Origin of the sequence: Rhizobacter sp. (genome assembly GCA_021153565.1) — a bacterium.
GTDB lineage: Bacteria > Pseudomonadota > Gammaproteobacteria > Burkholderiales > Burkholderiaceae_C > Albitalea.
In genome coordinates this window covers 1-12,468 of record JAJKJU010000178.1, presented here as the reverse complement: position 1 = coordinate 12,468, position 12,468 = coordinate 1, and the positions used below count along the sequence as shown (strand labels likewise).

Genomic DNA, 12,468 nt, shown 5'->3' with positions numbered 1-12,468 from the left:
ACATGCTGGACCTCTCCAAATTCCAAGCGACGGGCACCGAGACGTGCTTCCACGGTCGCCACATCAACCCTCAGATCTATGCGGACTTGAACGGCCGCAACTGGTCGATCAAGGACTATGAAGCGCGCGGCGGCTACAAGGCGCTGCGCAAGATACTCGGCCAGGACGGCGGCGAGGGCATGACGCCCGAGCAGGTAGTGGCGGAAGTGAAAACCTCGGGCCTGCGCGGCCGCGGAGGCGCGGGTTTCCCGACCGGCCTGAAGTGGAGCTTCATGCCGCGGCAATTTCCAGGTGCGAAGTACTTGGTGTGCAATTCGGACGAAGGCGAGCCGGGCACCTGCAAGGACCGCGACATCTTGATGTTCAATCCGCACATCGTCATCGAAGGCATGGCGATTGCGGCGTACGCCATGGGCATTGCCGTTGGCTACAACTACATCCATGGCGAGATCTTCGAGGTGTATGATCGCTTCGAAGAGGCGCTGGAAGAAGCGCGTCAGGCGGGCTACCTCGGCGTGGGAATCATGGGCTCGGGCTACAACTTCCAGTTGCATGCGTCGCATGGTTTCGGTGCCTACATCTGCGGCGAAGAAACTGCGCTGCTCGAATCGCTGGAAGGCAAGAAGGGCCAGCCTCGCTTCAAGCCGCCTTTCCCCGCGAGCTATGGCCTTTATGGCAAACCGACGACCATCAACAACACCGAGACCTTTGCCGCGGTGCCGTGGATCATCAACAATGGCGGGCAGCCCTACCTCGAGATCGGTAAGCCGAACAACGGCGGTACGAAGATCTTCTCGGTGGTCGGCGACGTGCAACTCCCCGGTAATTTCGAAGTGCCCTTGGGCACGCCGTTTTCGAAACTTCTCGAACTCGCCGGCGGTGTTCGTCCCGGCCGCACGCTGAAGGCCGTCATCCCCGGCGGATCATCGGCGCCGGTTCTGCCTGCGAACATCATGATGGACACGACGATGGACTACGACGCCATCGCCAAGGCCGGGTCCATGCTGGGCTCGGGCGCTGTTATCGTGATGGACGATACGCGCTGCATGGTCAAGAGTCTGCTGCGGCTGTCCTACTTCTACCAGCACGAAAGCTGTGGGCAGTGCACGCCCTGCCGAGAAGGCACGGGCTGGCTGTGGCGGATGGTGGATCGCATCGAACACGGCCATGGAAAGATGGCCGACATCGAACTCCTGAACTCGGTGGCCGACAACATCCAGGGCCGCACGATCTGTGCACTGGGCGACGCGGCTGCGATGCCGGTGCGCGCCATGATCAAGCACTTCCGTGATGAGTTCGTGCATCACATCGAACACAAGACCTGCGTGGTGTCTGCTCATGCTTGAAATCGAAGTCGACGGAAAAAGGTATCCGTGCCGGAGGGCAGCGTCGTGATGCATGCCGCCGACAAGGCCGGCACCTACATTCCTCATTTCTGCTATCACAAGAAGCTCTCGATCGCGGCCAACTGCCGCATGTGCCTCGTGGACATCGAAAAGGCGCCCAAGCCGATGCCGGCCTGCGCCACCCCCGTGACGCAAGGCATGATCGTTCGCACCAAGAGCGACAAGGCCATCAAGGCGCAGCAGAGCGTCATGGAATTTCTGCTGATCAATCACCCGCTCGACTGCCCCATCTGCGACCAAGGTGGCGAGTGCCAGTTGCAAGACCTGGCGGTGGGCTACGGCGGTTCATCGTCACGCTACGAAGAAGAGAAGCGCGTGGTCTTCCACAAGGAAGTCGGGCCGCTGCTCTCAATGGAAGAAATGACGCGCTGCATCCACTGCACGCGCTGCGTCCGCTTCGGCCAGGAAGTGGCAGGCGTGATGGAACTCGGCATGATCCATCGCGGCGAACATTCCGAGATCACGACGATCGCTGGCGACACAGTGGACTCCGAACTGTCGGGCAACATGATCGACCTGTGCCCGGTCGGCGCGATCACCAGCAAGCCCTTCCGCTACCAAGCCCGTACTTGGGAACTGTCGCGTCGCAAGAGCGTCAGCCCGCATGACAGCACCGGCGCGAACCTGATCGTTCAGGTCAAGGCCAACAAGGTGATGCGCGTCGTTCCGCTCGAGAACGAGGACGTCAACGAATGCTGGATTGCCGACCGCGATCGCTTCTCGTATGAAGCGCTCAACAGCGACGAGCGCCTGACGGCACCGATGATCAAGCAAGGCGGCGAGTGGAGGGCGGTCGACTGGACCACCGCGCTCGAATACGTCGCCCGTGGCCTCACGCAGATCAAGGCTGACCATGGTGCGCAAAGCATCGGTGCGATCGGCTCCGCGCACAGCACGGTCGAAGAGTTGCACCTGCTGGCAAAGCTGGTACGTGGCCTTGGCAGCGAGAACATCGACTTTCGTACGCGGCATGCCGACTTCCCGACGTCGGAGGCGGTTCGGTGGTTGGGCACATCCATCGCATCGCTGTCGAATCTCCAACGCGTGCTGGTCGTCGGCTCGTTCCTGCGCAAAGACCATCCGTTGTTCGCGGCGCGTTTGCGTCAGGCGGCGAAGAAGGGCGGCAGGATCCACAGCATCCACGCAGTGCAGGACGACTGGGCGATTCCGCTGGCTCAGGGCATCAGTGTCGCGCCGAGCGGCTGGGTCCGCGCACTCGCCTCGGTGGCCGCGTCCGTCGCGACTTCAAAGGGTGTCGCCGCGCCGGTGCAGGGCGATCCTTCCAAGGAAGCAGACGCCATCGCTGCATCGTTGCTGAGCGGTGAGCGCAAGGCCATTCTGCTCGGCAATGCGGCTGCACAGCATCCGCAAGCGTCGAGCATCCTGGCGATCGCGAATTTCATCGCAGATCAGACCGGCGCCACGGTGGGGTATCTGACCGAAGCCGCCAACACCGTCGGTGCGCAGCTTGTCAACGCAGTGCCGGGGCAGGGCGGGCTGAACGCCGCCGATATGCTGGGCGGCAAGCTCAAAGCTGCGCTCCTGCTCAACATCGAGCCGGCCTTCGACGCAGCCAATCCGAGGGCTGCTATCGCCGCCATGCAGAAGGCTGACATGGTCGTCGCGCTCACACCGTTCCGCAGCGCTGCCGTGGAATGCGCCGACGTCATGCTGCCGATCGCACCGTTCACCGAAACCTCGGGCACCTTTGTGAATGCTGAAGGCCGCTCGCAAAGCTTCCATGGCGTGGTGAAACCGCTCGGCGATGCACGACCTGCCTGGAAGGTCTTGCGCGTGCTCGGCAATACGCTGGGCTTGCAAGGCTTTACGTTCGAAACCTCGGAAGAAGTCCGTAGCGATGCTCTCAAGGGCGATGTTGCTTCGCGCCTTGGCAACCACACGAGCACCGCCGTCGCAACGATCACCGTGTCTAACGAGGAGCTCGAACGTGTCACCGACGTGGCGATCTACGGCACCGATTCACTCGTTCGCCGCGCCACTTCTTTGCAGCTGACGGCGGACGCCAAGCCCGCGCTCGTCGGGCTGTCGCAAGCTGTGTGGTCGCGTCTCGGACTCGCCAGCGGTGCCAAAGTTCGCGTCATTCAGGGCGATGCGCAAGCCGTGCTCCCCGCCCAGCTCGACACAACGCTTGCCTCGAACGCGATCCGGGTTCCCGCAGGTCGCCATGAGACGGCCACGCTGGGCGCAATGTTCGGCCCGATCAGCGTCGCGAAAGCCTGAGGACCCCGATGCTCGACACCATCCACCTCTACGGCAACCACTGGCTCGGCGCCGGTTGGCTGACCGTCTGGACGCTGATCAAGATTGTTGCGGTCGTGCTTCCGCTGTTGCTGAGCGTCGCCTACCTGACGCTGTGGGAGCGCAAGGCCATCGGCTGGACGCAAATCCGCCCGGGCCCCAACCGCGTGGGCCCTATGGGCCTGTTGCAGCCGATCGCGGATGCGGTGAAGCTGATCTTCAAGGAGATCATCGTCCCGACGGCCGCGAACAAGGGCCTGTTCTTCCTCGGTCCTGTCATGACCATCATGCCGGCGCTGGCTGCGTGGGCGGTCGTGCCGTTCGGGCCGGAAGTGGCCCTGGCCAATATCAACGCCGGTCTCCTGTTCGTGATGGCGATCACCTCGATGGAGGTCTACGGCGTCATCATTGCCGGCTGGGCGTCCAACTCGAAGTACGCCTTCCTTGGCGCACTGCGCGCTTCGGCGCAGATGGTCAGCTACGAAATCGCAATGGGCTTTGCGCTCGTGGTGGTGCTCATGGTGGCAGGCAGCATGAACATGACCGACATCGTGCTGAGCCAGGGCAAGGGTCGCTTTGCAGGCATGGGTCTCACCTTTCTGAGCTGGAACTGGCTGCCGCTGTTGCCGATTTTTGTGGTCTATGTGATTGCCGGCATTGCCGAAACAAACCGCCACCCCTTCGACGTGGTGGAAGGCGAATCCGAAATCGTGGCCGGCCACATGGTCGAGTACTCGGGCATGGCCTTCGCCATGTTCTTCCTCGCTGAATACGCCAACATCATTCTCGTGTCGGCGCTCGGCTCGGTGATGTTCCTCGGAGGATGGTTGTCTCCGATCGACAGCGCCCTCTTCAACTGGATTCCGGGCTGGATCTGGCTCGGCATCAAGGTCTTCATCATCTGCACGCTGTTCCTGTGGGTGCGTGCCACTTTCCCGCGCTTCCGCTACGACCAGATCATGCGTCTGGGCTGGAAGATCTTCATCCCGGTCACGCTGGTGTGGCTGGTGGTGGTGGGTCTGTGGATTCAATCGCCCTGGAACATCTGGAAGTAGGACACATCATGGCTGCTGCAACGCCGATCAAGGACTTGTTCTCGAGCTTCTTTCTGCTCGAGCTCGCCAAGGGAATGAAGCTCACGGGGCGCCATTTCTTTCAGAAGAAAATCACCGTCCAATTCCCGGAAGAAAAGACGCCGCTGTCGCCGCGATTCCGCGGCCTGCACGCGCTGCGCCGCTATGAAAACGGCGAAGAGCGCTGCATCGCTTGCAAGCTGTGCGAAGCGGTGTGTCCGGCGCTCGCAATCACGATCGAATCCGACATTCGCGACGACGGTTCGCGACGCACGACGCGCTACGACATCGACCTGACCAAGTGCATCTTCTGCGGCTTCTGCGAGGAGAGCTGCCCGGTCGACTCGATTGTCGAGACGCATATCCTGGAGTACCACGGCGAAAAGCGCGGTGACTTGTACTTCACGAAAGACATGCTGCTCGCCGTCGGCGACCGCTACGAAAAGGAAATCGCGGCCAACAAGGAGGCTGACGCCCGCTACCGCTGAGGCCGAACGGCTTCGCGTGAAGGCCCGACGGAGGAGTCGGCGGGCCCCCGGCGTTTCACAAAAAATGCAGACCATCACCGCGCTCTTCTATGTCTTTTCGGCCGTGCTGCTGTTCGCCTCATTCAGGGTGATCACGGCGCGCAGCCCTGTCTACGCCGCGCTCTACCTTGTGCTCGCCTTTTTCTCGGCGGCATGCGTGTGGATGCTGCTTCGCGCGGAGTTCCTCGCCATCTCGCTCGTGCTCGTGTACGTGGGGGCGGTGATGGTGCTCTTCCTGTTCGTCGTGATGATGCTGGATATCAACGTCGACACCATGCGTGAAGGCTTCTGGAAGCACTTCCCCGTGGCGCTGCTGGTGGGCGCGGTGATTGCGCTCGAAATGGGGCTGGTGCTCATGCCCGGCTTCGACGTGCGAAGCGTCCCGGCCACCGATGCGGCTTCACTCAAACTCGGCAACACCAAGATGCTGGGGATCGAGCTCTATACCCACTACCTGTATCCGCTGCAGATCGCGGCTGTGCTGCTGCTCGTGGCCATCATCGCGGCCATCGCGCTCACGCTGCGTCGCCGCAAAGACTCGAAGTACATCGACCCGTCGGACCAGGTCAATGTCAAGAAGGCCGACCGCGTGCGCCTCATCAAAATGCCGCCGACCATCGAGTTGCCGGCGGTGTCGCAAGCGACCGGAGACAAAGCATGAGCGTAGGTCTCGGCCACTACCTGTCGCTGGGCGCGATCCTTTTCGCGCTGTCGGTGATCGGAATCTTCCTGAACCGCAAGAACCTGATCGTTCTGCTGATGTGCATCGAGTTGATGCTGCTCGCGGTCAACCTGAATTTCGTCGCCTTCTCAAACTATCTGCCGATCGGTGCGGACAAGATGGGCGGGCAGGTCTTTGTCTTCTTCATCCTGACCGTGGCAGCGGCCGAATCGGCCATCGGCCTTGCGATCCTCGTGGTGCTGTTCCGCAATCGCGCGTCGATCAACGTCGACGAACTCGACGAGTTGAAGGGCTGAGAGGCCGAGAGTATGTCGATCATGCCCGCTCATCACGCCAAAAGGCCCCTGCTCGTCGTTGCAAGTGCTCGCCATAGCACGAGCTATGGCTGCGCTTTGCGCCTGGATCAGGCGCCTTTTGACGTGCTGCTCGGACACGCTCGAAATACTCTCCGCCTCTGAGGCAAACACAATGTCCGCACAACTCTCCCAAACGCAACTCCTGTGGGTGCCCCTGGCGCCCCTGGCCGGCGCCATTCTCGCGGGCTTCTTCGGCAAGGCCATCGGCCGCCGTGGCGCCCACACGGCCACCATCCTCGGCGTGCTCATTTCCTTCATCCTGTCGGCGATGGTGCTCAAGTCAGTCGCAGTCGACGGTGCGCGATTCAATGCCACGGTCTATGAATGGATGACGCTCGGCAACCTGAAGATGGAAGTCGGCTTCCTCATCGACGGCTTGACTGCAATGATGATGTGCGTGGTGACTTTTGTGTCGCTCATGGTGCACATCTACACCATCGGCTACATGGAAGAAGACCCGGGCTACCAGCGCTTCTTCTCGTACATCTCGCTGTTCACCTTCTCGATGTTGATGCTCGTCATGAGCAACAACTTCCTGCAGCTCTTCTTCGGCTGGGAAGCGGTGGGCCTCGTGTCCTACCTGCTGATCGGCTTCTGGTACACCAAGCCCACGGCGGTGTTCGCCAACATGAAGGCATTCCTTGTGAACCGGGTGGGCGACTTCGGCTTCATCCTCGGCATCGGCCTGATCGTGGCCTTTGCGGGTACGCTGAGCTACGCCGAGGCTTTCGCCAAAGGCTCCGAGTTGGCCAAGCTGAGCTTCCCAGGCACGAACTGGATGCTGATCACCGTGACCTGCATTTGTCTGTTCATCGGAGCAATGGGCAAGAGCGCGCAGTTCCCACTGCACGTGTGGCTGCCCGACTCGATGGAAGGCCCGACGCCGATCTCCGCGCTGATTCACGCGGCGACCATGGTGACGGCCGGAATCTTCATGGTGGCCCGCATGTCGCCGCTGTTCGAGCTGTCGGACACGGCGCTGAGCTTCGTGATGGTCATTGGAGCGATCACGGCGCTGTTCATGGGCTTCCTGGGCATCATCCAGAACGACATCAAGCGTGTGGTCGCGTATTCGACGCTGTCGCAACTCGGCTACATGACAGTTGCGCTCGGCGCCTCGGCCTACTCGGTCGCGGTGTTCCACCTGATGACGCACGCATTCTTCAAGGCCTTGCTGTTCCTCGGCGCGGGCTCAGTCATCATCGGCATGCACCACGACCAGGACATCCGAAACATGGGTGGGCTGCGCAAGTACATGCCGATGACGTGGATCACCTCGCTTCTAGGATCGCTGGCGCTCATCGGCACGCCGTTCTTTTCGGGCTTTTACTCGAAGGACAGCATCATCGAGGCGGTGCACATGAGCCATCTGCCCGGTGCTCACTTCGCGTATTTCGCTGTCGTGGCGGGCGTGTTCGTCACTGCCTTTTATTCGTTTCGGATGTACTTCCTCGTCTTCCATGGCAAGGAACGCTTCCATCACAAGCCGTTCCCGCCTGAAGGCGAAGACCCGCACCATGCCCCGCATGGCGACGAGCAGCACGATCCGCACGAGTCACCGTGGGTGGTGACAGCGCCTTTGATTCTGCTTGCGATTCCCTCCGTCGTCATCGGCTATATGACCATCGGCCCGATGCTCTTCAGCGACTTCTTGAAGGACTCGATCTTTGTCAATTCCGAGCTGCATCCGGCAATGGAAGAGATGGCCAAGGAGTTTCACGGCGCGGTGGCAATGGCCGTGCACGGCGTGATGTCGGTGCCGTTTTTCCTCGCACTCGCCGGCGTGGTCGTGGCCTACCTCTTCTACATGGTCAAGCCGGAGATTCCGGCGGCCATCAAGGCGCGATTCGGCTTCGTCTACCGCGTGCTCGAGAACAAGTACTACATGGATTGGTTCAACGAGAACGTGCTTGCGCCGCTGGCACGCGGGATGGGGCACGGCCTGTGGAAGGGCGGTGATGTCGGCCTGATCGACGGCGTGATCAACGGCTCGGCGAGCGGTGTTGGTGGCGTCGCATCGCTCGTGCGCCTCATACAGACCGGCTACCTCTACTGGTATGCCCTCGTCATGATCCTTGGCGTCATCGGACTGATGACCTGGCAGTTGTGGCCGTACTTGCTTACCTTCGTGGGCACTTGAAACAGGCTCGGAGAATAAGAACATGGGATTGTTGAGCCTCGCCATCTGGCTGCCGATCATCGCGGGCGTCGTCCTGCTGATGGTCGGTCGCGACGAGCATGCGAACGTGGTGCGCTGGACTGCCTTGGTCGCCGCGCTCGCGAGCTTCCTCGTCACGCTGCCACTGATCATCAACTTCGACGCTGCCAGTGCGGCGATGCAGTTCACCGAGAACCTCGCGTGGATCGACCGATTCAAGGTGCGCTACCACCTCGGCGTGGACGGCATCTCGGTGTGGTTCGTGCTGTTGACGGCCTTCATCACGGTCATCGTCGTCATTTCCGCCTGGGAGGTGATCGAAGAGCGTGTGCACCAGTACATGGGCGCGTTTCTCATCCTGTCCGGGATCATGGTTGGCGTCTTCAGCGCCCTCGACGGCTTGCTGTTCTACGTCTTCTTCGAAGCGACGCTGATTCCGATGTACATCATCATCGGCATGTGGGGCGGCCCGAACCGGGTCTATGCGGCGTTCAAGTTCTTCTTGTACACGCTTGCCGGCTCGCTCCTGATGCTCGTCGCGCTGATCTTCCTGTACTACAAGTCAGGTGGGAGCTTCGACATCCTCGAGTGGCAAAAACTGCCGCTGGGCATGAAGTCTCAGGCTTTGCTGTTCTTCGCCTTCTTTGCGGCTTTCGCAGTCAAGGTGCCGATGTGGCCGGTGCACACGTGGTTGCCCGACGCCCACGTCGAAGCGCCCACGGGCGGCTCTGTGGTGCTGGCGGCCATCATGCTCAAGCTTGGCGCCTACGGCTTTTTGCGTTTCTCGCTCCCGATCACGCCCGATGCGTCGCACGAGTACGCCTGGTTCGTCGTCGCGCTGTCGCTGATCGCGGTGCTCTACATCGGTCTCGTCGCGCTCGTGCAGAACGACATGAAGAAGCTGATTGCGTATTCGTCAGTCGCGCACATGGGCTTTTGCACGCTTGGATTCTTCATCTTCAATGAGTTGGGTGTCTCCGGTGGCATCGTGCAGATGATCTCGCACGGCTTTATTTCGGGTGCCATGTTCCTATGCATCGGCGTGCTCTACGACCGGGTGCATTCGCGTGAAATCGCGGCCTACGGCGGCGTGGTCAATACCATGCCCAAGTTTGCTGCGCTGGCCGTCTTCTTCGGCATGGCTAACTGCGGCCTGCCGGGTACCAGCGGGTTCGTTGGCGAATGGATGGTCATTCTCGGCACTGTGAAGTTCAACTTCTGGCTGGGCGCACTGGCCGCGACCACGCTGGTGTTCGGCGCTGCCTATACGCTGTGGATGGTCAAGCGTGTCTACTTCGGGGCGGTCGCCAATGACAACGTTCGAGCGCTCAGCGACATCAACTCGCGCGAGTTCCTTATGCTTTCGCTGCTAGCCGTCGCTGTACTTTGGATGGGCGTGTACCCCAAGCCTTTCACCGATACCATGCACGTTTCCGTCACCGAGCTCCTGAAGCACGTGGCGCTTTCGAAGCTTCCAAGCTGATCAGAGGGCCATACAACATGAATACTCTCGATCATTGGCTCAAGGTCGCTCCAAACGCGACGGCCATCGCGCCGCTCACTCTCTTGCTGCTGCTCGCCTGCGCGGTGGCACTGGCTGACTTGTTCATCGCCGACCCGCGCAAGGTCGTCACCTACCGACTGACGCAACTTTCGCTTGCCATCGTTGCAGGCTTCCAACTCTGGTATTTCGACCACGGCTTCACCATTTACGCCATGCAGCGCATGGTGGTCGCCGACCCGATGGGCCATGTGCTGGGCTTCTTCGCCTGCATCGCGACCATGATGACGCTGGCCTACGCTCGCTCGTACGCTGCATCGCGCGACATGCTCAAGGGAGAGCTCTTCACGCTTGCGATGTTTTCGCTCCTGGGCATCGGCGTGATGCTGTCGGCGAACAACTTCCTGGTCATCTACCTCGGTCTGGAGCTGATGAGCTTGTCGCTCTATGCACTGACGGCCATGCGGCGCGACAACCTCAACGCCACCGAAGCGGCGATGAAGTACTTCGTGCTGGGCGCGTTGGCGAGCGGCTTCCTGCTCTACGGGCTGTCGATGATGTACGGCGCCGCCGGCTCGTTGGAAATCGGCGAAGTCTTCAAGGCGATTGGTACCGGGCAGATCAACAAGTCGGTGCTGGTGTTCGGCTTGGTGTTCATCGTTGCAGGCCTTGGCTTCAAGCTGGGCACCGTGCCGTTTCACATGTGGGTGCCCGACGTGTATCAAGGTGCTCCGACGGCCATTACCTTGCTTATCGGCGGCGCCCCCGAGTTGGCGGCCTTCGCAATCTGCATTCGCCTGCTTGTCGAAGGCATGCTGGGCCTGGCGGTGGATTGGCAGCAGATGCTGGTCGTGCTCTCGGTCGGGTCGATGGCCTTGGGCAACCTCGCCGCCATAGCCCAGACCAATCTCAAGCGCATGCTGGCCTACTCGACCATTGGCCAGATGGGCTTCATGCTGCTTGGCCTGTGTTCTGGCGTGGTCAGCAACAACACGCTTTCCGCCGGCAACGCCTATAGCTCATCGATGTTCTACATCGTGACCTATGTGCTCACGACGCTCGGCACCTTCGGCGTGATCATGCTGTTGTCGCGTCAGGGCTTCGAGTCGGAGCAGATTGACGATTTCAAGGGCCTTGCGAAGCGTAGCCCCTGGTATGCGGGCGTGATGGCAATCTTCATGTTCTCGCTGGCCGGTGTTCCGCCGACGGTGGGTTTCTTCGCCAAGCTCGCGGTGCTGCAATCTCTGCTGACCACGGCTGTCACTGGCTACATCTGGCTGGCGGTGGCGGCGGTGTTGTTGTCGCTTGTCGGCGCGTTCTATTACATCCGCATCGTGAAGATCATGTACTTCGACGAGCCGATCGAGACAGCGCCCATTGTCGCGACTACCGACGTGCGCGCCATACTGTCGCTCAACGGTGCGGCCGTACTGCTCTTCGGCATGATGCCGGGCGGCCTGATGTCCTTGTGCGTGGACGCGATCGTCAAGACGCTCGCGACCTGAAAGGCTGAGAGCATTTCGATCATGCCCGCTCATCACGCCAAAAGCCCCCTGCTCGTCGTTGCAAATGCTCGCCATAGCCCGGGCTATGGCTGCGCTTTGTGCCTAGATCAGGCGTCTTTTGACGTGCTGCTCGGGCACGCTCGAAAAACTCTGAGTCTCTGAGGACATGAACGTTCCGGCCCCCGCCGACGACGCACACTTGCGCGAAGAGACCATCGACTCCGAGCAGGTGTTTCTCGGCAAGCTGCTCGACGTTCGCCGCGACCATGTGCGCCTGCCCAACGGTGCTACGGTCACGCGTGAATACATTGTGCATCCCGGTGCGGTGATGATCGTGCCCATGCTCGACGACGGCCGCCTCGTGGTCGAGCACCAATACCGCTACCCGCTGGCGCGCGTGATGCTCGAGTTTCCGGCGGGCAAGCTCGATCCCGGTGAATCGGGGCTGTCCTGCGCCATGCGGGAACTGGCGGAAGAAACCGGGTATTGCGCGGCCGAATGGGCGCGCGCCGGCATCCTGCACAACGCCATCGCGTATTCGAGCGAAGGCATCGAAATCTGGTTTGCACGCGGCCTGACCAAGGGCGATCAGGTGCTGGATGACTGCGAGTTTCTCGAGGTCGACACGGCGACGCTGGATGAGTTGCTGGCGCTCGCGCAGCATGGCGGTGTGACCGATGCGAAGACTTTGATTGGGCTTTTGTGGCTGCAAAACTGGCGCAAAGGCCTCTGGAGCCTTGACTGGCAGGCGGCGACTTGAAGTGCCGTCCTTGCGTGCAACGCTTGCCATCCTTGTCCGCTTGGCCCGCACCGGGCTGAGAGGCTGAGAGTATTTCGATCATGCCCGCTCATCACGCCAAAAGCCCCCTGCTCGTCGTTGCAAACGCTCGCCATAGCACGAGCTGCACTAAACCGCTGACGCGGTAGTCCTACCGCCCAGACCGGGCCGTTTGCATGGCGCGGTATCCCTGGCGCCCTGATTGGAGAACGATGGAGGGGCT

Annotated in this window: 9 protein-coding genes and 1 pseudogene; all 10 read left to right on the top strand. The window is 61.1% G+C overall.

Features of this window, described 5'->3' with window-relative positions; all coding sequences use genetic code 11:
• The first annotated feature begins 2 nt into the window (after positions 1 to 2).
• The 10 genes and pseudogenes from nuoF to AC30NL_RS10795 all read left to right on the top strand — a co-directional run bounded on the left by nuoF (position 3) and on the right by AC30NL_RS10795 (position 12,227).
• Positions 3 to 1,346, top strand: coding sequence for an NADH-quinone oxidoreductase subunit NuoF (gene nuoF / locus AC30NL_RS10840; protein ID WP_489464012.1), 1,344 nt, complete (start codon positions 3 to 5; stop codon positions 1,344 to 1,346).
• A pseudogene (nuoG, locus tag AC30NL_RS10835) lies at positions 1,339 to 3,647 on the top strand (NADH-quinone oxidoreductase subunit NuoG). Before nuoF ends, nuoG begins: the two are co-directional and overlap by 8 nt.
• Before the next feature lie 8 nt (positions 3,648 to 3,655).
• Positions 3,656 to 4,720, top strand: a complete 1,065-nt coding sequence (gene nuoH, locus AC30NL_RS10830) for an NADH-quinone oxidoreductase subunit NuoH (protein ID WP_489464011.1) — start codon at positions 3,656 to 3,658, stop codon at positions 4,718 to 4,720.
• An 8-nt stretch (positions 4,721 to 4,728) separates the two neighbouring features.
• Positions 4,729 to 5,226 (top strand): NADH-quinone oxidoreductase subunit NuoI, encoded by a 498-nt coding sequence (gene nuoI / locus AC30NL_RS10825; RefSeq protein WP_489464010.1) that lies wholly within the window; start codon positions 4,729 to 4,731, stop codon positions 5,224 to 5,226.
• A 64-nt stretch (positions 5,227 to 5,290) separates the two neighbouring features.
• Entirely contained in the window at positions 5,291 to 5,926 is a 636-nt protein-coding gene (locus tag AC30NL_RS10820; protein ID WP_489464009.1) for an NADH-quinone oxidoreductase subunit J, read from the top strand.
• Positions 5,923 to 6,243 (top strand): NADH-quinone oxidoreductase subunit NuoK, encoded by a 321-nt coding sequence (gene nuoK / locus AC30NL_RS10815; RefSeq protein ID WP_489464008.1) that lies wholly within the window; start codon positions 5,923 to 5,925, stop codon positions 6,241 to 6,243. The genes AC30NL_RS10820 and nuoK overlap by 4 nt, the downstream gene beginning before the upstream one ends.
• A gap of 172 nt (positions 6,244 to 6,415) precedes the next feature.
• On the top strand, positions 6,416 to 8,443 hold the full coding sequence (gene nuoL / locus AC30NL_RS10810) for an NADH-quinone oxidoreductase subunit L (RefSeq protein ID WP_489464007.1): 2,028 nt from the start codon (positions 6,416 to 6,418) through the stop codon (positions 8,441 to 8,443).
• A gap of 22 nt (positions 8,444 to 8,465) precedes the next feature.
• On the top strand, positions 8,466 to 9,944 hold the full coding sequence (locus AC30NL_RS10805) for an NADH-quinone oxidoreductase subunit M (RefSeq protein WP_489464006.1): 1,479 nt from the start codon (positions 8,466 to 8,468) through the stop codon (positions 9,942 to 9,944).
• 17 nt (positions 9,945 to 9,961) lie between these two features.
• Positions 9,962 to 11,467 carry an NADH-quinone oxidoreductase subunit NuoN gene (gene nuoN / locus AC30NL_RS10800; protein WP_489464005.1) on the top strand — a complete coding sequence of 502 codons (1,506 nt, stop codon included), beginning with the start codon at positions 9,962 to 9,964 and terminating at the stop codon, positions 11,465 to 11,467.
• Between the two features lie 166 nt (positions 11,468 to 11,633).
• Positions 11,634 to 12,227, top strand: a complete 594-nt coding sequence (locus AC30NL_RS10795) for an NUDIX domain-containing protein (RefSeq protein ID WP_489464004.1) — start codon at positions 11,634 to 11,636, stop codon at positions 12,225 to 12,227.
• The last annotated feature ends 241 nt before the right edge of the window (positions 12,228 to 12,468 follow it).